The following is a 20647-nucleotide window of genomic DNA, read 5'->3' on the forward strand; positions in this document are numbered from 1 at the left end:
GTCGCGTCTGAAATGGAGCTTTCGGCAGCATGAGTGAGACGGTTCTTGAGCCAGTGGATATGGAATGGGTGGAGAAAGGCGTGCTGGGGATCGCCTGGAGTGATGGGCATAGGGCCGTGTATCCGGTGCGATACCTCCGGCAGCATTGCCCCTGTGCCGCTTGCACGGATGAATGGACGGGCGAGCTGCGCTTGAAGCCGGATGATGTGCCGATGGTGATCATGCTGCAAGATGTGCAATCGGTCGGACGGTATGCGCTGCAATTTACCTGGAGCGATGGGCACGATACCGGGCTCTACTCCTATGCCTTTTTACGTCGGCTGTGTCGCTGCGATGTTTGTCAGCCCGTCAAGCCGGCGGAGCCGAAATCTAGGCGGCTTCTTTAGCCGAATGCTGCAAGCCAAGATGTTGAGGAAAAAGAATTCGGAAATGAAGCCTCATCGATTGAGCTGTGTTGTCGTATGGACGTTGGTTGGGGTTTTGTCAGCGGCCTGCTCAAGTCTCGCACCTCTGGATCAACAGAAACGGTGGGTCGACGCGGGTGAGTTGCGCTTGCGTCAGCTCACGCCGCGCGCTTTTGTCGAGACCTGGGGTGAGCCCACCTATGTGCATCAGCAGTTTACCCATTTTTTCGGAATGAAAGATGGGCGATTGATCCCCCAGGCCAGGATGGCCTTGGGGGAATCACCGCAAGGGTGGGAAATTGGGCTGGAGGCCGGTGAGGCACTGTTCATGGCCTATGTGAGTCGAGGTCGCTACCTTGTGTTTCTTGACGAAACCCTTGTGTATCAGGAAGAAATGTCCGCCGACAAATTGCATGCGATCGGCAAATCATGGAAGCATGAGGCTCAATTTCGAACCAGCCTTGAATCCTCTTCTATCGGGCAGTGATGGTTTCTTTTCCCTCTCAGATTGACCCGATACAAGCCATGCGTCCCCTGCGCATCTGCATGGTGTCGTCCGAGGTTGTGCCTTTTGCAAAAACCGGTGGGCTGGCTGATGTCGTTGGAGCGCTGGCCGTTCAATTTGCCAGACTCGGTCACGAAGTCTGCGTGGTGCTCCCCTTCTACAGGCAGGTTGAATCACTCGGGTATCAGTGGCGAACCTATGCTCGGTTGTCAGTTCCTACATCGGCAGGAGACTGCCCTGTCGAGATACAAGAGCTCATTGGCCCATCAGAGAGGCTTCTCGCGGGAAGCGGATTGCGGGTATTTACCGTCCGCCATGATCCGTTTTTTGCTCGATCCGGCTTGTACCAGGACGGCGGGCATGACTATCCGGATAATTTAGAGCGCTTCGCCTTGTTTTGTCGTAGCGTGATGGAGTGGCTGCTCTATATTGGTGAGCAGGAACACTGGCTTACTGACATATTGCATCTTCACGACTGGCAGGCTGCGCTCTGTGCTGTATATTTGCGCGCCCTGTATCGAGAACGGGCGGCATTTGCCCTTACCAAGAGCGCCCTCACGATCCATAATCTCGGGTATCAGGGATTGTTTCCCGGTGAGAACTTTTATCTCACCGACCTACCAGCGTCTCTTTTTGCTCCCGCTTCGCTGGAATTTTATGGGTCGGTCAATCTACTGAAGGGAGGGCTGGTCTTTGCCGATCTACTCACCACCGTGAGCCCGACCTATAGCCGTGAAATCCAGACGGCTGACTATGGATTCGGCCTTGATGGGGTATTGAAGGAGCGAAAGCATGTGTTGCACGGAGTGGTGAATGGTATCGACGTCGATTTCTGGAACCCTGCCACAGATCCCTATTTACCCGCCTCATACTCCAGTCAGGATCTAACTGGGAAAGCCGTTTGCAAGGTGGAGCTGCAGCGGGAGTTGGGGCTCCGCCGTTTGAAAGTCCCTATGTTGGGGGTGATCACTCGCCTGGCTGCTCAGAAGGGGATCGACCTTATTATTCAAGTTATCCCGGAACTTATGGAGTTGAGTTTGCAGATGGTGATCCTTGGGACCGGCGATGTCACATATGAGAAGCAAGTTCAAGGGTTAGCCGAGCAGTATAAAGAGCGAATTGCCTTCCGTAATATCTTTGACGAGGGACTGGCGCACCGGATTGAGGCCGCTTCGGATATTTTTGTTATGCCGTCTCGGTATGAGCCCTGTGGACTCAGTCAGCTCTATAGTCTCCGCTATGGCACCGTGCCGGTCGTGAGAAGTACCGGAGGACTCGTTGATACGGTTGTCCCCTATACGCCTCGCACGTTTAAAGACTCGCGTGCTACGGGATTTAGCTTTACCGATACCACCGTTTCCTCGTTGCTTACGAGCCTGCTCCTGGCGCTTTCGGTTTATCGGAAAAAGGCAGACTGGAGCAGCCTCATTAAGACAGGAATGAGCCAGAACCTTTCATGGACTCGTTCCGCCTCGATTTACCTTCAACTTTTCGAACAGTTAGCGGATAAAACTCCAACTGAATAAAAATAGCGGGAGGTATTCTGCTGGTAGATCGATTAGTGGAGAGAAGCTTGGCGCGAGATCTCTAACTCGTAGAGATGGGCTCTGGCCTGATCTCTGTAATAGGAATAGGCAGCTTGCGTATGGCTATTCACGACCTTCTGAAAATGGTCTCTTGCCAGCTCAGATTCTCCTGCTGAAGTTGCAAGTATTCCTGTGTGAAGGCTGCAAGACGCTGCCATAGCCTGTACATCCACAGCCAGCCTTGCGGTTGTTTGGGGGACTTCGCCGGCGAAGGGGATCGAAAGGAGAGCATGCTTGGGGCGGGATGATACAGTTGTGTCTATTCGACTCATCGATGACAGTTTTTGAGCGTCCTCCACGGCTAGCTGACTATCTTCGGTCGAAAGGCAGTGTGTATAGGTCTTCCACAATGCCATAAAGCCGATATTATCGTATCGAACGGATGTTATGGGCGGGCTAGCCTGACATCCCGCCAATAACAGGGTTGCAGTAACTGCAACCAGCCAGGTTACGTTTCTGGTGCCAGTCATGCCCGTGTCCCTCGACTTCATCGTTCGACTCTGACTGCGCGAGGGAGCAATTGTTGAGCCTGCGGATGGACACAGCAAGTTATTGATAGTACAGAATTTAATAAATTTTGGTGGCTAAGGAGGTGTGCTGAAAATGAATCAGTGTGATGATTCTTCCACGCGGACCCGTTGTAACTTTTTGGGGGTTGGACTTGAGTTGGAATTGTGGTCGGGGCGAGAAGAAATTAATAAGCTTAGGTTCGAGAGAACCGATGAGGGGGCACCCACCGTCAGGCCAATGCCAGTTGTACCGCCCTATATGTAATCTGATGTACCCTTGAGTATCCCCAAGCTGAAATCTTGTTGAGAGTTGGCCCCCCGCATGGGCTACAGTCACGCACCAGTACAAGGGGGGGTCCGATGAGAATGATCACGACGAAGGTGTAATGACTTGTCAAGAAGTGACCCCAGGGTTTAGGTCGTGGTTGTGACAGAGCACCCGTCGCACAAGTGGCTCAGGACACGCGATTGGCGGCGGGTCCATGGTCGAGGTCGAAGTGGGAACCGGATGCGGGAGGACGGTGCCTGACGGAAGCGGAGACGGAGCCGTGAATGTCGCGAGTTTCTCGGCCGGGGTGAGGCCAATGAGGGCCATGGAGAAGCGCTCGTGGTTGTAGCGGTGTTCCCAGGCCAGTACGGCTTCGGCCGCCGGTGCGAAACCGGCAAACGTTGACCGACTCCAAAACTCCTCGTTATCAACACGATGACTGCGTTCGACTTTGCCGTTCTGCTCCGGACATCGCGGCTTAATGTAGCGTAGCCGCACCCCAGCCTGTTGAACCGTGAGGGCAAAGGCGAGCGAGAACTCTGCGCCGTTGTCGACCTGTACTTTGCGGATGGGAAATGGGAGCGCGGCCCGAAGGGTGCTGAAGAAGGTATGACTGGTCTGATGATTTTTCCGGGGATAGAGACGGAGAATCCGATAGCGCGTGCAGTCGTCGATAGCGGTGTATTGGAAATACGTCGCACCCGCCACTTTGACTTCCTTGACGTCCACCTGGACACAGTCCCCCGGTCGCTCGCGACTGAAGAGCGTTAGTTGCCGAGGACGTCGTGAGGGTTTGCGGCGGAGCGATGGATAGCCGAGCCGGTGGCAGATCCGGCGAATCGTGGCCGCGGCGACCCGGATCCGATGGACACGCTCGAGCCAAATCCGGGTGCGGACCGCCCCGTACATCAGATCGCGCCGGGCGTGTTCAATCAACGCCACGGTCGACTCCGCAATGCGGCGTGCACGGATCGGCGGGTAGCGCGGAACCAGGCCCACGAGACCGGCGGCCTGCAAGCGGCGGCGCCACGCTCGGACCGTCTTCCGATCCAGGCCAAACCGCCGCGCCGGGCCGCTCCTTTGATCCCGTAGTCCGTTGCATAGTGCACGATGGCGAGGCGGCTCTTGACGGTGTGGTGATACCGTCTGGGGATCTTCAGTGTCGTCAACTCCTTGGTCGTGATCGTCGACATACTGTCCCTCCTTCAATGGTGCTGCGACTCTCGCGCAGTGGAGGGGCCCATTCTCAACAAGATATTTCAGCCAGTGGGCCGCCGGGTTGGTGCCGCGCCACCCGTTCAAGCGACGGCGGCGGCTGTCCGAGGAAACGGTGCGCCTGATCGAGCACGTCCGCTGCGACCTGCACTTCGGAGCGATGCGGACGCGCATCTGGCTGAACCGGATGCATCCCATCTATGTGGCGGCCGCCACGATTCGCCGGATCTGCCGGGATCTCGGCTCTCCCCCCGTCCGACGGACCGAGCCACGGCGCTCACGCCACCTAATCCTCTTCAGTAAAGAGCATTCCGACGAATGTGTGCAGGTCGACGTGAAGGAAGTGAAAGTCGCCAGCCAGAAACGTTTCCAGTACACGCCCTCGACGACTGCACGCGGTATCGCGTGTTGCGCCTCTATCCGCGGAAGTATCACGGCACCAGTCTTGACTTCTTGGCCACGGTGCGACAGGCTCTGTCGTTCCCCATTCAGAAAGTTCAGGTCGACAACTGGACAGAATTCCCGCTGGCCTTTGCGCTGGTGGTGCAAGAAGCTGGCATCCGCCTCCGCCATATTGCTCCGCGGCGGCCTGAACAGAACGGCAAAGTGGAGCGAAGTTATCATATCGATGAGGAATAATTTTAGAGTCGCTCGACCTTCGACGGCTTGACATCAGCGGCTCAGGCCCTGCGTGCCTGGGAGCATCGGTACAACCACGACCGATTTTCCATGGCCCTCCAGGGCCTCACACCCGCTGAGAAATTGGCGACGTTCCTCTCGCCGCCAGCACCATCATCACCAACCACGCCATGCACACATACGGGGGCCGCGCTTGGCAAGTCATTACACTAGGATCGAAAGACCTGAACTAGGACTCCTGTCCGAGTTGTGGAGTTTGTCTTTCTCATGATGTGTTTAATGTGCTCTTTAACGGTCTGCTCCGTAATCTTGAGAGCGTTTGCTATTTCTTTGTTCGTCCATCCTTTAGCTAGGTTTTCAATAACTGTCTGCTCTCTGTTGGTAAGCTGAAATCGTTCTTTGGCCTGATCTGTATTCAGATGATTGCGGCGTCCTAGTTCTTCCATCGTGACAACTAGGCGAGCATGCTGAATCCCTTCTCGGTCGGGCAGGCCAAAGCCTCTCAGAAGTATCGGCTGGTTAGGATTCCCCGCGATTCGCTTGATTTCAAATTGTTCCCAATCTTTTGCTTCGGTGCGAACTTGAAGAGCTTTGATGATCTCAGCGCAAAGTTCTGTTAGTACGGCTGGGAGCACACCGTTGGCGGTCTTGGGTAGCCCTCCCCCGGTATGGCTGATGTGCATTAGCTTGGACAGCTCGGCGGCTTGTCGATTCATGTGGAGCAGTTGCATTGAAGAAGACAAAACTACGATTCCAGACCCGGCGCGCTGATCAGCAAGAGAGTCTACATTGTCCTGTGTTTGAGCGGTGTTCTGATTCACCATGCCACTCCTATGCTTGGTTCCCTGACTGGGATAACGGCCCTGTGTCTATAGCGTGGATCCACTTCTAGTAAGGCTACATAATACTTTTGAGGTAGTCAAATGACGCTTTAGGGGGATGTAGTTCTTCTTCGTTGGTATTGTTCGAGCAGAAGGAGCGCACTATACTTTCGACTCAATTTCTTTACGCAAACAGTATGCCACAACCTCTTCCGTGTTGAACAAACCTTATAAGCGATGAGCATCGTTGTGGAAGATCTGATATAAAGGCTATTCTTGTTTTTCTCCGGTTCATGAAGGGTATCATTCAGATTTGTGGCTGAAAGGACGTTCTCGCTGGCGCACGAGAAGCATCGCAGAGGGTCATTCTTTCTCAGCTTTGGGGGAATGATGACCTATTGGTTCAGGCCTAATGCGCGCAAATCGTACAATGTCGATCAGTTATATTACGTATATGCGATATTTCTCAGGGCTGATCTCAAGGGAAGGATCGTGCCGAGGGAATGCTTTCTCTCTGGATATTAGTAGTAGGAGAATACCTCTTCTGATGGATCAGGCTCCATTGCGCGATCAAGTGATGGAAGTTACGTGCCGACCTCAGTTGAAAGTGCCAAGATTCCCACATTGGCTGAAGTTCGTTGGACTAGGAGATTGCCGCTTGGTCCTTCCAGAGAATAGGGCCTACTTTGCAGGACTTAAGTTTCTCTTCTCTGTCAGTTAATAGCAGTGGTAGGCTCATCTGTCAGACTGGTGGTCGTATTATCGAGGGAGAAAGCGTTATGAATAAGAAAGTATTGTTCGGCCTCGGAGTTTTTTTAATTGGGCTTCCGTGGTGGGCGTCTGCAACTTCATATGAGCAAGCACCACAGATTCGTCTAATCGCTGGGCCTTCCTCTACGGGAGGAGGCTCTACTACTCGACAAGGGACGGAGGGCGCAGAGAAGTCTTCACTCACCGTAACCCCGGATTACATAATGGGGCCGGAAGATGTTCTGGAAATTACTGTGTGGAAGAATGCTGATCTCTCGAAGCAGGTCCAGGTTCGTCCGGATGGAAGAATTTCACTTCCCCTCATCGGAGATGTGTCAGCTGTGGGGAGAACTGCGGCCCAGCTAACAGAAGAGATTTCCGCTCGGCTCAAATCCTACATGGAAAACCCCACCGTCTCGATCTTGGTCCGAGAGGTGAATAGCTACCAAATCTATGTATTAGGTGAAGTTAATGCCCCAGGCAAGTATCCACTGAAGAGTAAGACCACTCTACTTCAGGCGATTACTATCGCCCATGGCTTTACTCAGGTAGCAGCACGGAACAAGATTGTAGTGTTTCGGTTCGGGAAAGACGGAGAAGGGTTAAACAAAATTAAAGCTAGTTATGATGATATAGTTCTCAGGGATGGGTCGGATCAGAACATTGAATTGAAGCCGGGAGATCAGATCGTTGTTCCCTCTGAGACGATGGTGGTTTTACCTTCGAGATAGATGCGCAATTACGGTTTCTCTTCTAGCGCCGTACCGATGAGCATCAAAGGAGCCGCGAAATTGAAAACTTTCGGTTGCAGAAGGTGGCAAGGGGCGGTATGTATTGTCCTCGCCGCATTTATGACTCTACAGGGCTGCTGGCTAGGGGGAGAGCAAGTTGACTTTAATGTAACCTACATTCCGCCAAATGAGTTCCTGCTGGGCCCGGAAGATATTCTAGTCGTAAATGTATGGAGAAATCAGGATCTGTCACGCGAAGTGGTTATCCGGCCCGATGGGAAAATCTCTTTACCACTAGTTGGCGATATTCAGGCTGCGGGTATGACCGCGAATGTGCTTGCCAAGAGGATCGCGGATGGTCTGACAGAGTTCATGCCCAATCCTACCGTTTCTGTGCAGGTGAAGGAGGTCAATAGCTACTATGTATATGTGCTAGGGGAAGTCTCAAAACCCGGCAAAGTGCCGTTGAAATCGTATGCTACTGTCTTGCAGGGTATCTCCCTAGCTGGTGGATTCACCACTTTTGCTTCTCGAAACAAGATCCATGTTCTGAGAGTTGTTCCAAATGGTCAAGGCCAGCCCAAGCAAATACAAATTCCTGTTCCATATGAAGATATTATCCAGGGTAAGAATTCGGAGGGAAACTTTTTCCTCAAAGCAGGTGATGTCATTGTGGTTCCATAATCATGTCTTGAAGAGCAGTGGTATTGCTTGGGCGATAGTGGTTCTCATTCTGTTATGGGATGGAAATTCCTTTCAGGCAGTGGCGCAACAGATACGAGTCGTACCCTCTCTATCCGTTATGGAGCAATATGATACCAACGTGTTTTTTACGCCCAAGTCTCAACTCGCCTCAGGAATTAAAGCAGATGACTTCATTACAACCGTTACACCACAATTAAATTTTCTGCAGAGCAGTTCACTGATTAAGACAAATTTATCCGTCGGTGCTCTCATACAGAAGTTTGCGCACAATTCTGAGTTGGACAATGTCGGGTTTATCGCCTCCGCAGGTATTGACCTCGCCCAGGCGGTGAATCGTGTCCTGCCAAGAATGAGGGCGTTTCGAATATTTGGTACGTATCAATACATGCCATCAGCGCCTGCCTTCGGAGGCGGAAGTCTTGGTGGTGGCTTTGGCGGGTTCGGTGGGGGGTTCGGCGGATTCGGGATGGGGGGGGTGGGAATATCTGGTCCCGCTGATTCTGGCCTGCTAAGTCAGAGGATTAGGACCTCCATTTTTAATGTAGGGTTTGCAGACTCCTATTCCCTCTCACCTACCACTGATTTTCAGACTACGTATACCTATTCCCAGCTCAGCTTCGGTGGTGCATATGCTCCGCAAGCCGTCACTTCTGGGCAGACGGTAGGAACAGTTTTCGATACAGCAACCCATACAATTAGCGCCGGACCAGTGTCCAAGATCTCGGCGGTCGATACCTTAAACGTTCGATATACGTTTACACAGATGTCACAGCCACAATTTGGGGACTATACTACTCATTCTGGTACTTTGGGGTGGGGAAGAATGTGGACCAAGGAGTGGAGTTCGTTTCTTAATGGTGGATTAACGCTCATTGAACCAATCCCGGATATAAGTGCAGCGGGGGGAAACCGTCGAATCCCTGCTACCATGTTTCCCACTGGTGGATTTGGCGTAGTTTATGCCTCAGGATCTTCCTTCCTTCGAAAGTTAGGAAGTGAAATTCAAGAAGCAACGGGAGGTGGGGCTGCGCCATTACCAAGTAGCGGGAGTTTTCTCCCCATGCTTCCGGGCATGAATATGCCCGGAGGTATAGCTAGTCCTGGATCATACCGGCTTATGCTCGCATATAATTTGGGTGTGTATCCCAGTTTTGTTCAATCAGCGGGGCCTATATATACCCATATGATTTCATTAGGTGGGATGGCTGGGATTACCGATAGGCTGACGGGCCAAGCTCTCTTCAATTTCGCGCATAGTAGTTATACTTCAGATGCTATTGCGACGACTTTTAGTACCTATGGCACGACGGTTGCTCTGAGCTATCTCATCACTCCTACATTTGCAGCGAGGTTGAGTCACCAATGGTTGATGTTTGACAACCAAGTAAATACTACAAGTTCTGGTGATCTAGGATTTGCAAAGCAGGTAGTACTCCTTGGATTTACCTATGCGTACTCCCCGCGTGGAGATTTCTTTAGGGCTGGAGCATTTTGGGGGAGTCCTTCAGTGGGAGCAACGACGGATTCAGGAAAGCCTGGAGCAGGAGGGATAGATTTAAAGAAATGAACACGCGCACGTTGTCGCCAGAAGACTATTGGCGGGCGGTTGTTAGCAGAAAGTGGCTTGTTTTTTCTGCAATTTTGGTCTCGCTTAGCATCGCGGGCGCAGTGTGTGCGTTAATGCCCAAGATTTATCAATCGAGCACTAAGATGTGGTTTGAAGGTGCGAAGATTGAAGAGTCTATTGTGAGTGGACCAAGTCCTGGGGGGGGAGCCTATGTGCCTACCCTTGACGATAGAGTCATGGAGGTACGGCAGTTTGTCATGGGTCGTAAGACCCTGGGGCAAATAGCTGGGGAGTTCGGCCTCTTTGGATACGATAAAGAGCGGCCTGAAGGAATAGACTCAGAGAATGCTGTTCGGGCAATGCGTGGCTCTATTAAGGTGGAACCAACAAAAGACAAGCTTTTTATTACACTGTCATTCTCAAGCGAAGATCCTACCCTTGCCAGGGATGTAACTTCCAGGCTGAGCGATTTGTTTATCGAAGAAACACTGAAGGATCGTGAACGAGGGGTTGAGGCGGCTGAGGATTTTTTAGGGTTGGAGTTGAGGCATGCCAAGGCGGAGTTAGAGGCAAAAGAAAAAATTATCTCTGAATTCAAACAGCAATATTTAGGAGAATTACCACAGCAAATTGATGCTAATCTTCGCAAGTTGGATCGCCTTCAGGATGATATGAAGACTCAAGGTGAACAGGCTCAGAATTTGAGTAGCCGTCTAATTCAGCTTGATAAATCAATCAAGGATTACGAGGAAACCGGCGAGATTAGTGATGCGCCTGGTGGCGCCGCTAAGCGAAATAAGGATCCGCGGTTGGCGAGAATTAAAGAGCTGGAGCGTCGACTAGTTGAGCTGTCGTCTATGTATAAGGAAACTTATCCTGACCTAGTTCAGGTCAAAGAGGAGATTAGAAAGCTCAGAGAGATGACGTCGGCTCAATATCGGGACCTACTCCCAGACAATGATGTTCCTGAAGATACCGCCGAGGCAAAGCGAGGCAAGAGAAAAAGCATAGACCCCTACCATGCAGAACTACTGAGGCAGCGAGATGATATAGTGCTGGAGTTGGATGCGGTGAAGCGTCGACAGGCACATATTGCCGCGGAAATGTCACAGTATGAAAAACGAGTGGAAAGGACGCCTGAGCGGGAGCAAAAGCTAAAAACATTGGAACGAGATTACGAAAACCTCCAGAAAAATTATCAATCTCTGTTAGATAAGAAGCTTAGTGCAGGGGTACAGAAGAGCTTGGCCCAAGGACGCAAAGGGGCTAAGTTCAGTATTGTGGATCCGGCGTATACACCAGTTGTTCCAGTTATCCCCAATATTCCCCTCATCATGTTGGCGGGGCTTGCTGTTGGGTGTGCACTGGGAATTGGGGGTGCGGTGGGGCTTGAACTTATGGGGCGTGGGTTTCGATCGGCAGAGGAGGTTGAAATTACTCTGGGGTTGCCAGTCATTGCATCGATTCCACTGTATGAGAGTGCTTTTGGTGGGACGATGCAAACGGTAAGGGCGTTCTCTCGCAAGAGCGGAAGGGCTTCTTCATTGATGCTATCGAGTAAGGGAGAGCAAGACGAGGAGTACAGGAATTCTCGAGGATTGCCTGCCATCACATCATCGATGAAACACAGTATTCAAGGAGGACAGCTTCAGAAGCCAGCTCCGGGCCTTGAATTGGTGTCGATGTGGAGGCCGTTATCGTTCGTTGCCGAGCAATATCGTGTTGCAGCAACCAGACTTGAACTAATGTCGGGCGAACGGAAGAGTACTACCATAGTGGTTACCAGTGCGGTTATGGGGGAAGGAAAGTCTTCAACGGCTCTCAATCTTGGCTATGTGCTCGCCAAAGATTTGGACCGAAGGACGCTTGTAATTGATTGCGATCTTAAGCGCCCAATGCAGCACATCTATGCGGGGCTTTGGCAACAGCCTGGGTTGGCAGAGGTGCTTCGCGGGACTAAAACAATTGAGGACTGCATGCAGCGACTAGGGGAGGCCGGTCCGTGGATCCTCACCGCAGGATCTGTTGCAGACAATCCATTGGCGCTATCAAAGATGCATCAGCTTGCAGAGCTGGTTACAGACCTTAAAGAGAAGTTTGATTATGTAATTATTGACGCGCCTCCTGTGTTACCTCTCGCGGATATGCATGTATTGTCCAGTATGGCAGATGTGCTTGCCTATGTAGTTAAGGCAAGCATGACAGGCCGGGACGTTGTGCATAAGGCTTTGCGTGCGATCGGAAGCACGGCGAATATCGGAATTATCTTGAATGGGTTGGACGCTCATACGACGCCCTACTATATGCAGCAAGAATACTACCGCGAAGCTCATCATGAACAGGTCAAGCAAGTCTGAATCGGACGTCCGCATAGAGCGTATACCCGGTCAGCAACCTCTGGTTTCAATATCCTTAGCAATACCTCGGCTTAGGCGTCGGGTGCTGATTCTTGGGGTTGGGCCGCTTGCTCGAGACCTCTGTCAAACATTGCTGGCAAAGCGTACAGGTTTTACTGAGGTGGTTGGCTTTCTTGATAAAGATGCTACCCGTATCGGTGAGCGGATCGTCAATCCGAGTATAATCGGAACCTATGACCAATTGTTCGAAATCGCTGAGCGGTATCAAGTGCACACTGTAGCAGTATGTTTAGAGGATCGGCGAGCGGTCTTGCCAGTTCAGACTTTACTCGACATGAAGGCGATGGGGCGCGACGTTGTTGATGGGCATTATCTATATGAAGAGGAGTCCGGTCGACTCTCCATAGACCATTTGAAGCCGAGCGCTCTGATTTTTTCGACAGGGTTTCGTCGCAGATTAGTTACTATGCTTCTGAAGAGGTTTGTGGATATTGTGATTGCAATAACGGGAGGCATCCTACTCCTTCCACTTTGCTGCATATTGGCACTTCTTATTAAGTTGGATTCGCCGGGAACCGTCTTTTATCGTCAAATGCGCGTGGGGTTGCGTGGGCGTCCTTACATGATTTGGAAATTCAGGTCCATGCGTAATGATGCCGAGCTGCACGGCGCCAGATGGGCATCTGCCGAGGACCCACGAATATCTAGAGTCGGACGGTGGCTTCGTAAGTGGCGACTGGACGAATTCCCCCAACTCATTAACGTTGTTAGGGGAGAGATGAGTTTGGTCGGTCCTCGTCCAGAGCGACCTGTTTTCGTTCAAGAATTGAGAAATACTATTCCTTATTATGATCTAAGACATACAGTTCGACCGGGCATTACCGGGTGGGCCCAAACTAGGTTTCGATACGGTGCGTCTAAGGAAGATTCGCATGTCAAGCTCCAATATGATTTATTTTACGTTAAGAACCTTTCGCTGATATTGGATCTTCGAATCGTGATTCATACCGTGAAGGTCATGTTAATGGGTGAGGGAGCACGTTAAAGGGGAGTTATCGTGGTGTCCGCTCAAAGACATTGTCTGTCATTCGATGTGGAAGAACACTTCCAGGTTTCTGCATTTGAATCACCGATGCGCAGAAGGCACTGGTCGCAGTTAGAAAGTCGAGTGGAGGCTAATACTGAAAAGCTACTTAATTTATTGAGTGCGGCGAACGTGCGGGCAACTTTTTTCATCTTGGGGTGGGTGGCTGAGCGCTTTCCCTCCCTAGTGCGGCGCATTGCTTCGATTGGGCACGAAGTTGCATCTCACGGATATGGTCACGAACTTATCACGAGTCAGACCCCGGCTATGTTTCGTGAGGATATTCGTAAAGCAAAAGGCATTCTAGAGGACATTCTTGCCTCTCCAGTGCTGGGCTATCGAGCTCCAAGCTTTTCGATTACTCGCGACACGATGTGGGCAACTGAGATTCTCGTGCAAGAAGGTTATAGGTATGATTCTAGCGTCTTCCCCATTTTGCATGATCGGTACGGAGTACCTTCGGCACGACCGACTGTGCACTGCATTCAAACGGCGTCGGGAGCACTATGGGAAGTACCTCCCTCAACGATAGGATATGCAGGGGTTCGGCTGCCAATTGCAGGGGGGGGGTATTTTAGGCTGTATCCGTACTTTATATCGCGAGTTCTTCTTCGTAAATTGGAGAGCGAGGGGACGTCATTGGTGATGTATTTGCATCCGTGGGAGTTCGATCCGGATCAACCAAGAATGGAAGGTTCTGTAATGTCGCGCCTGCGACATTATTTGAACCTCGATAAGACTGAATCGCGCCTAAACATGTTGCTTCAGGATTTTTCTTTTGCTCCTATTAGGCAGGTGTTTCCGCCCATTGAGCAGATGTACCTTGGAAAACTGGTCTCGCGGACAATAGAAAGACATCTTCCTTCTACCTGCCAATGACATTGAGCTTTTGAGAGAAACCATTGCCGAACTGATGCGCCATCCGTAAGGGGAGTTTGCCACATCGCTTCGCGAATTGTGGGGCCTTCGGATTCTTTAACGATGGAATTGCTAATATCTTTTTGACTGTCAGGAAGTCCTCACTTAGCAGCACAGCCCCTGTGCCTTTCCGGTGACTTTGATGCAACGGTATCCTCAACTTACGTAATGACTCACCTGCGCATCGGATGCGAATTCCCTTATACTCCCTACCGAACTTGAGAGCCTCGATCGGTTAGCCGTACCTGGGTGGTTACATGGTAGGTATCCATAATCTCTGTGTATCCCAGGTTGTGCTACTCTTATTTGAAAAGTTCAAAGTCAATCTCCCCAAGCGGAATACTTCAAGCCATGATAGCGTTCTTACGTACTCCAGTGTTTCATGTCCCTCAGCATTTATGCCGTACAGGGTGCAAACCAGTGTGTTCCGCTTTTTTTAGAAGAACTGTGTGTAACAAGCGAGTGATGTGCCGTGGCTTCTAATACGTCCGTGTTGATTATTGAGCCCCGCAAGGGGATGTGGCAGATCGACTGGCGCGAGATCTGGGCTGCACGCGAGTTGTTCTATTTCATAGCGTGGCGGGATTTAAAAACGCGGTATGCACAAACAGCCATTGGAGCTGGTTGGGCTCTGATGCAGCCACTGATGAGCACCGCAATCTTCACCCTCGTGTTTAGTTACCTGGCTAAGATGCCTTCTGAGGGGATACCTTACCCCCTCTTTGCACTGGCTGCTCTCCTGCCTTGGTCCTTGTTTGCTAAGAGCCTGGAACGCAGCACCTTGAGTGTGGTGACAGAGGGCAGCTTAATCAAGAAAGTCTATTTCCCCCGCTTGATCATTCCCATCGCGGCGACCTTTATCAATGTGGTGGATTTCGCTGTAGGACTCTTTTTGTTACTTGGGCTGATGGTCTGGTATCAGGTCATGCCTTCGTGGGCCTTAATCTTCCTACCCTTATTCGTCGTCATTGCTCTTGTCACAGCACTGTCCGTAAGCCTATGGCTCTCTGCGCTCAACGTAAAGTATCGGGATGTTGCCTCTATCGTTCCATTGCTGACACAAGTATGGATGTTCGCTTCACCGGTCTTATATCCGAGTTCATTGGTGCCTGATTCTCTACGCCTACTCTATGGATTGAATCCGATGGCCGGCGTCATTGAGGGGATGCGATGGGCTCTGCTAGGGAGAGTTCCACCAGACTGGATCATGATTGGGGTGAGTTTGGGTGTAGTGCTGTTGCTGTTGGCAGGAGGACTCGTCTTTTTTAGGAGGGTGGAGCGGACCTTCGCTGATCTGATTTAACATGGGTGATACGGCTATTCTTGTTGACCGACTCCACAAGCGCTACCAGCTGGGCGGTGCCCACGGCCAAGACGGGTCTTTGGCACGAGCGTTGGCGGGTGGCATGCGAAAGCTTTGCGGCCGATCTGCCCTTCCCTCCATCCACCCAGAGCAGACCATTTGGGCGCTTCGTGATGTGTCATTTGAGATTAAGCAAGGAGAGGTTTTCGGAGTAGTCGGGACGAATGGGTCCGGTAAAAGCACCCTTTTAAAGATTCTTTCAAGGGTAACGGAACCGACAAAGGGCCGAGCATTTATTCATGGGCGATTCTGTGGCTTATTGGAAGTAGGTACCGGCTTCCACCCGGAGTTAACCGGTCGAGACAACGTATACATGAGCGGCGCGATTTTGGGTATGAGCCGTCATGAAATCGCCAGGAAGTTTGATGAAATTGTGGCCTTCGCGGAGGTAGAGCGTTTTATCGATACGCCGGTCAAACACTATTCTAGTGGTATGTATGTGCGCCTGGGATTTTCGGTCTTAGCACATATGGATCCAGATATTTTGATCGTTGACGAGGTGCTGGCAGTTGGAGATGTTCGCTTTCAGAAAAAATGTATGAGCAAGATGGAGGATGTCGGGCAACATGGACGAACGGTCATTCTCGTCTCCCACGATATGCCGGCTATTACCCGATTGTGCAAACGAGCCCTCCTCTTAGAAAAGGGGGAGGTGGTTCAGGAAGGCTCCGCACATGACGTCGTTAACCACTATCTTCACGCTGGCCATATCAAGCCTTGCGTCGAGTGGCCTGATGCAGACAAGGCTCCTGGGAATGAGGTTGTCCGCTTGCGTGCCGTGCGAGTTCTGTCGGAAAGCGGCGCGGTGTCAGCCATCTTGGACATCCGCCGACCGATCCGGTTGGAGATTGAGTACGATGTTTTAAAACCAGGTCAAAAGATTGTAGCCCAATTTGGTCTGAATACTGAGGAAGATATAGTTGCTTTTATTGCAAACGACCGAGATCCCGCATGGTACAGAAAAGCTAGAAGCGTGGGGCGCTATGTCAGTACTGCCTGGATTCCAGGAAATTTTTTGTCAGAAGGTACGATGGTAATCGGTGCGGGGATTTTTGCAGAAGATCCATGGCAGGAATACTGTGATGTTCCGCGCGTCGTTGGTTTTCGTGTGGTTGATCCGGGAGCAGGAGATACAGCTCGAGGGGATGTGACTGGGCGATGGGAGGGGGCTGTCAGACCCTTGCTCAAGTGGACTACCGAACATACTCCACCGTTGGATTAGTCGGATAGCTAATGTCGTTCCCTATATCGAACAATCGAGATCGCAACTAGCGGCCACTAATCAATGTGCGTCTCTAGAGGGCCAAGTGGAATCGGCGATTGGCTATAGGAGGGCTTATGAAGGCAGTGATTTTGGCTGGTGGGTTAGGTACAAGGCTTTCCGAAGAAACAGTGCTTCGTCCTAAGCCTATGGTGGAGATCGGAGGGAAACCAATCCTTTGGCATATCATGCAGATTCATGCCGTGCATGGCATCACCGAGTTCGTCATCGCGCTTGGTTACAAAGGTGAAATGATTAAGGAATATTTCCTGAATTTTTTTGCGATCAACAATGATTTATCCGTCGATCTCTCCACAGGAAAAACGACGATCCATGACGGAAACCAACCCAAATGGACCGTTCATCTGGCTGACACAGGTCTCACTACCCAAACTGGTGGAAGGGTTAAGCGTCTCAAGAAGTGGCTAGAGGGGGACGATACCTTCATGTTGACCTATGGCGATGGTGTAGCAGACCTCGATATTCATAAGCTGCTGGAATTTCATCGCTCTCACGGTAAGCTGGCCACGATGACTTCGGTTCGATCCCCCGCACGTTTCGGACGCATCGGGTTCGATGGCGATCAGGTTACGGAATTTTTTGAGAAACCAGAATCTGGGGAGGGGTGGATCAACGGCGGGTTTTTTGTACTCAGTACTAAAGCACTGGACTATATTGAAGGAGATCACACGGTTTGGGAAAGAGATCCGGTTGAGCGATTGGCCTATGCGGGTGAGATGATGGGGTACAAACACTATGGATTCTGGTCTTGCATGGACACATTGAAGGAAAAGGGCTATCTCGAAGAATTGTGGAGTTCAGGTAAGGCACCTTGGAAAATATGGTAATGGGGAAGGCAGGCCATTAAAATATACGGATCACTAAGTAACCATTGTCGAAGTCGATAAAGTCTGCAGTTCCTTTTGGGACAGGCATCTCACCACCACTTTAACCAGAGAGAAAGTGAATGAAGATCTTGATCACGGGCAACATGGGATACGTCGGCCCAATAGTTGTCGCTCGTCTTAGGGAGTCCTATCCCTCATCAAGGTTAGTGGGTATGGATATGGGGTACTTTGCAACCTGTTTAACGGCTGCCAGCCGGCTTCCTGAATGTAGGATAGACCTCCAGATCTTTCAGGACGTTAGGGATGTCGGAAAAGATGCACTCAACGATATCGACACGATTGTATACTTGGCCGCGATCTCAAATGATCCAATGGGAGCATCGTTTGAGCGGATTACGTTAGATGTCAACCATCGGGCGGCCGTCACGTTGGCGACACTGGCCAGGGATGCGGGAGCCAGGAGTTTTGTTTTTGCCTCAAGCTGTAGCGTCTATGGTATGGCGGAGGGTGGAGCAAAATCCGAGGAGTCCACCCTGAACCCGTTAACAGCATACGCCAAGTCAAAAATTGGTGCGGAGCGTGATCTTGCTGCGCTTGCTCGTCCAGACTTCACGGTAACATGTTTGCGTTTTGCCACGGCTTGTGGGATGAGCGAGCGTCTCCGCTTAGACCTCGTGTTGAATGATTTTGTCGCGAGTGCATTAAGCTCTCGGAAAATCACGATTTTGAGCGACGGCACACCTTGGCGTCCGTTGATCCATGTAAAGGACATGGCTAGAGCCATTGATTGGGGGATGCAGCGAAGTGGCAAGGACGGTGGAGATTTTTTGGCTGTGAACGTCGGGAGTGATGAGTGGAATTATCAGGTGCGAGATTTGGCTGAGGCTGTAGCCAAGGTTCTCCCCAACGTGGAGATATCTTTGAATTCCAATGCGCAGCCTGACAAGCGGTCTTATCGGGTGAGCTTCGAAAAGTTCAGACGATTGGCTCCTCACTATCAACCACGAGTGGATTTGCGTACGGCAATTGAAGATTTAGCTGATGGACTAGAAAGGATGAAGTTCTCAGACGTTGAGTTTCGAAAGTCTCATCTTGTACGACTCAACATGTTGAAAACGCTTAACGCGGATGGATGTCTTACAGATGACCTTCGTTGGGCCTGATTTAGCGGACGTGGGATTATTAGCGACGCGTGGTTTTCATGTTGATCTGTCGTGACCTTACCGATGCGGCCTCCTTGAAGATGACTGAGCTTGGCGATCATTACGTCATGTGAGGGAGACGAAGAATGAACTCTAAGATACGGTCGAGTGCAAAACGCTCAGGTTCCAGCGTGAAAACGTCGCCGAGGATAGCCAATCGTGCATGTCGATTTTGTGGGGCACATCTCGATCAAACTTTTGTCGATCTTGGAATGTCTCCTCTAGCTAATTCTTACATCAAGGCCGAAGAGGCCAATCGAATGGAGCCTTTTTATCCTCTCCATGTCTATGTTTGTAAAACATGCCTCTTGGTACAGCTTGAAGAGTTTACGAGTCCTCAAAGTATTTTTGGCGACTATGCCTATTTTTCATCATACTCTGAGAGTTGGTTGGAGCATGCTAAGCGCTATGCGCACCTCGTGTCGGAACGATTTTCTCTGACGTCCCGGCATCAGGTAGTCGAGATAGCGAGTAATGATGGATATCTCCTGCAATACTTTGCTGAAAAGGGGATACCTGTACTGGGGGTAGAGCCGGCTAGTAATGTCGCTGCCGTCGCTAAAAGAAAAGGTATTCCCACAGTCGTCAAGTTCTTTGGCGAAAAGACCGCTCGAGATTTAGTAAGGCAAAAGAAACGCGCGGACTTAGTAATTGGAAACAATGTGCTGGCACATGTGCCCCGCATCAATGATTTTGTCGAAGGTTTGCGAATTTTGCTGAAGCCTCAAGGCGTCATTACGATGGAATTCCCTCACCTTCTGAGGCTCATGGCGGAGAATCAGTTTGATACGATCTATCATGAACATTTCTCCTATTGGTCACTGCTATCCGTCGAGCGTGTGTTTGAGAAGCATGGGCTCTCGATCTTCGATGTTGAGGAGGTCCCTACACACGGAGGCTCGCTGAGAATTTATGCTCATCACAGTGATGATGCTACTAGGTCAATCGGGCAGCGCATTGTGGAACTCAGGCAAAGAGAGTTGCGTGCAGGATTTGCCAACTTGGAGCACTATGCCGGTTTTTCCGCGCAGGTGGAAAAGACGAAGCGCAAACTACTTCGCTTTCTGATAGAGGCGAAGGAACAGGGCAAGTCAGTTGTCGGATACGGTGCTCCTGCCAAAGGCAACACCCTGCTTAATTACTGCGGAATCCGAACCGATTTGATTGATTATACGGTGGACAGAAGTCCTTACAAGCAAGGTCAATTTCTTCCAGGGGTTCGCATCCCCATCTTTGCTCCGGAGAAAATTAGGGAGACAAAGCCGGATTATGTGCTGATTCTTCCATGGAACATTCAAGATGAAGTGGTACTCCAGATGGAGTTTATTAAAGGGTGGGGTGGTAAATTTGTCGTTCCAATCCCTGAGATCAAAGTACTGCCGTGATTTTCCATGAAACGGTGCTCCCGGGGGCATTTGTCATTGATGTGGAACGAATTGAAGACGAGCGAGGGTTTTTTGCCCGAAGTTGGTGCGCGCATGAGTTTGATGCACATGGTTTGGAAACCCGGTTGGTACAATGTAATGTGTCATACAACAGGCTGAGAGGAACCTTGAGAGGTATGCACTATCAGATCGGGGTCTCCTCTGAAGTGAAACTGGTGCGTTGTACTAGGGGAGGAGTGTACGATGTGATCGTTGATCTTCGTCCTCACAGTTCCACATACAAGCACTTCTGTGGGGTGAGCCTCACAGCTGAGAATCGACGAATGCTCTATATCCCCAAACACTTTGCTCATGGATTTCTCACGTTGACCGACGGCGCAGAAGTGCAGTACCAGATGTCAGAGTTCTATGCGCCCAATTATGCGCGAGGGTTCAGATGGAATGATCCAGCGTTTAATATTGTCTGGCCCGAGCCAGTGCGAGTGATCTCCGAAAAAGATCGAACCTACTCGGACTATTCGGAATGATT

The 20647-nt window shown here is 50.9% G+C and carries 17 protein-coding genes and 1 pseudogene; 16 read left to right on the forward strand and 2 right to left on the reverse strand.

The genetic code is table 11. The features are described from left to right. Window positions 1–29: 29 nt before the first annotated feature. From HRU82_18165 to glgA, 3 genes are read left to right on the forward strand one after another with little or no spacing between them, the layout of a single operon-like run. Entirely contained in the window at window positions 30–386 is a 357-nt protein-coding gene (locus HRU82_18165) for a DUF971 domain-containing protein (protein QOJ36755.1), read from the forward strand. A gap of 43 nt (window positions 387–429) precedes the next feature. Then, window positions 430–891, forward strand: coding sequence for a hypothetical protein (locus HRU82_18170; protein QOJ36756.1), 462 nt, complete (start codon window positions 430–432; stop codon window positions 889–891). Beyond that, window positions 891–2435, forward strand: coding sequence for a glycogen synthase GlgA (gene glgA, locus HRU82_18175; protein QOJ36757.1), 1545 nt, complete (start codon window positions 891–893; stop codon window positions 2433–2435). Before HRU82_18170 ends, glgA begins: the two co-directional genes overlap by 1 nt. A gap of 963 nt (window positions 2436–3398) precedes the next feature. Here glgA and HRU82_18180 read toward each other — a convergent pair. Then, complete coding sequence (locus tag HRU82_18180) at window positions 3399–4574, reverse strand: DDE-type integrase/transposase/recombinase (GenBank protein ID QOJ36758.1); 1176 nt, start codon at window positions 4572–4574, stop codon at window positions 3399–3401. A 318-nt stretch (window positions 4575–4892) separates the two neighbouring features. On the opposite strand from HRU82_18180, the gene HRU82_18185 reads away from it, so the two are divergent. Next, a complete protein-coding gene (locus tag HRU82_18185) occupies window positions 4893–5126 on the forward strand; it encodes a hypothetical protein (protein ID QOJ36759.1) in 234 nt (77 codons plus the stop codon). A gap of 209 nt (window positions 5127–5335) precedes the next feature. Here the strand turns inward: HRU82_18185 and HRU82_18190 are convergent, their stop codons facing one another. Further along, window positions 5336–5950: a response regulator transcription factor gene (locus HRU82_18190; protein ID QOJ36760.1), complete on the reverse strand. Its 615-nt coding sequence runs from the start codon at window positions 5948–5950 to the stop codon at window positions 5336–5338. Window positions 5951–6726: 776 nt separating this feature from the next. Here HRU82_18190 and HRU82_18195 point away from each other — a divergent pair. The 12 genes and pseudogenes from HRU82_18195 to rfbC all read left to right on the forward strand — a co-directional run bounded on the left by HRU82_18195 (window position 6727) and on the right by rfbC (window position 20645). Further along, the gene (locus HRU82_18195) at window positions 6727–7428 is read left to right on the forward strand and encodes a polysaccharide biosynthesis/export family protein (GenBank protein ID QOJ36761.1); all 702 of its coding nucleotides are present in this window, start codon (window positions 6727–6729) and stop codon (window positions 7426–7428) included. Then, complete coding sequence (locus HRU82_18200; GenBank protein QOJ36762.1) at window positions 7429–8112, forward strand: polysaccharide biosynthesis/export family protein; 684 nt, start codon at window positions 7429–7431, stop codon at window positions 8110–8112. Window positions 8113–8536: 424 nt separating this feature from the next. Beyond that, window positions 8537–8623 (forward strand): annotated as a pseudogene (locus HRU82_18205) (TPM domain-containing protein). Window positions 8624–9696: 1073 nt separating this feature from the next. Continuing rightward, window positions 9697–12057: an AAA family ATPase gene (locus tag HRU82_18210; GenBank protein QOJ36763.1), complete on the forward strand. Its 2361-nt coding sequence runs from the start codon at window positions 9697–9699 to the stop codon at window positions 12055–12057. 82 nt (window positions 12058–12139) lie between these two features. After that, window positions 12140–13102: a TIGR03013 family PEP-CTERM/XrtA system glycosyltransferase gene (locus HRU82_18215; GenBank protein ID QOJ36764.1), complete on the forward strand. Its 963-nt coding sequence runs from the start codon at window positions 12140–12142 to the stop codon at window positions 13100–13102. 15 nt (window positions 13103–13117) lie between these two features. After that, a complete protein-coding gene (locus HRU82_18220; GenBank protein ID QOJ37261.1) occupies window positions 13118–14020 on the forward strand; it encodes a DUF3473 domain-containing protein in 903 nt (300 codons plus the stop codon). 556 nt (window positions 14021–14576) lie between these two features. Next, window positions 14577–15362 carry an ABC transporter permease gene (locus HRU82_18225; GenBank protein QOJ37262.1) on the forward strand — a complete coding sequence of 262 codons (786 nt, stop codon included), beginning with the start codon at window positions 14577–14579 and terminating at the stop codon, window positions 15360–15362. A 1-nt stretch (window position 15363) separates the two neighbouring features. Then, window positions 15364–16644 carry an ABC transporter ATP-binding protein gene (locus HRU82_18230; protein QOJ36765.1) on the forward strand — a complete coding sequence of 427 codons (1281 nt, stop codon included), beginning with the start codon at window positions 15364–15366 and terminating at the stop codon, window positions 16642–16644. A gap of 116 nt (window positions 16645–16760) precedes the next feature. Then, entirely contained in the window at window positions 16761–17531 is a 771-nt protein-coding gene (gene rfbF / locus HRU82_18235; protein QOJ36766.1) for a glucose-1-phosphate cytidylyltransferase, read from the forward strand. 119 nt (window positions 17532–17650) lie between these two features. After that, window positions 17651–18694 (forward strand): SDR family oxidoreductase, encoded by a 1044-nt coding sequence (locus HRU82_18240; GenBank protein ID QOJ36767.1) that lies wholly within the window; start codon window positions 17651–17653, stop codon window positions 18692–18694. Between the two features lie 125 nt (window positions 18695–18819). Further along, a complete protein-coding gene (locus tag HRU82_18245; GenBank protein ID QOJ36768.1) occupies window positions 18820–20118 on the forward strand; it encodes a class I SAM-dependent methyltransferase in 1299 nt (432 codons plus the stop codon). Next, window positions 20115–20645: a dTDP-4-dehydrorhamnose 3,5-epimerase gene (gene rfbC, locus HRU82_18250; GenBank protein ID QOJ36769.1), complete on the forward strand. Its 531-nt coding sequence runs from the start codon at window positions 20115–20117 to the stop codon at window positions 20643–20645. Before HRU82_18245 ends, rfbC begins: the two co-directional genes overlap by 4 nt. Window positions 20646–20647: the final 2 nt, after the last annotated feature.

The sequence above is a fragment of the Nitrospira sp. genome (assembly GCA_015709715.1).
Classification (GTDB): Bacteria; Nitrospirota; Nitrospiria; order Nitrospirales; family Nitrospiraceae; genus Nitrospira_A.

What these genes read in the sequence shown, in the direction of transcription:
- HRU82_18195 (QOJ36761.1), top strand. Translation starts at nt 6,727, where the DNA reads ATGAATAAGAAAGTATTGTTCGGCCTCGGAGTTTTTTTAATTGGGCTT.
- HRU82_18190 (QOJ36760.1), bottom strand. Translation starts at nt 5,950, where the DNA reads ATGGTGAATCAGAACACCGCTCAAACACAGGACAATGTAGACTCTCTT.
- HRU82_18170 (QOJ36756.1), top strand. Translation starts at nt 430, where the DNA reads ATGAAGCCTCATCGATTGAGCTGTGTTGTCGTATGGACGTTGGTTGGG.
- HRU82_18230 (QOJ36765.1), top strand. Translation starts at nt 15,364, where the DNA reads ATGGGTGATACGGCTATTCTTGTTGACCGACTCCACAAGCGCTACCAG.
- HRU82_18225 (QOJ37262.1), top strand. Translation starts at nt 14,577, where the DNA reads ATGTGGCAGATCGACTGGCGCGAGATCTGGGCTGCACGCGAGTTGTTC.
- HRU82_18210 (QOJ36763.1), top strand. Translation starts at nt 9,697, where the DNA reads ATGAACACGCGCACGTTGTCGCCAGAAGACTATTGGCGGGCGGTTGTT.
- HRU82_18245 (QOJ36768.1), top strand. Translation starts at nt 18,820, where the DNA reads ATGAACTCTAAGATACGGTCGAGTGCAAAACGCTCAGGTTCCAGCGTG.
- HRU82_18165 (QOJ36755.1), top strand. Translation starts at nt 30, where the DNA reads ATGAGTGAGACGGTTCTTGAGCCAGTGGATATGGAATGGGTGGAGAAA.
- rfbF (QOJ36766.1), top strand. Translation starts at nt 16,761, where the DNA reads ATGAAGGCAGTGATTTTGGCTGGTGGGTTAGGTACAAGGCTTTCCGAA.
- HRU82_18240 (QOJ36767.1), top strand. Translation starts at nt 17,651, where the DNA reads ATGAAGATCTTGATCACGGGCAACATGGGATACGTCGGCCCAATAGTT.
- HRU82_18200 (QOJ36762.1), top strand. Translation starts at nt 7,429, where the DNA reads ATGCGCAATTACGGTTTCTCTTCTAGCGCCGTACCGATGAGCATCAAA.
- glgA (QOJ36757.1), top strand. Translation starts at nt 891, where the DNA reads ATGGTTTCTTTTCCCTCTCAGATTGACCCGATACAAGCCATGCGTCCC.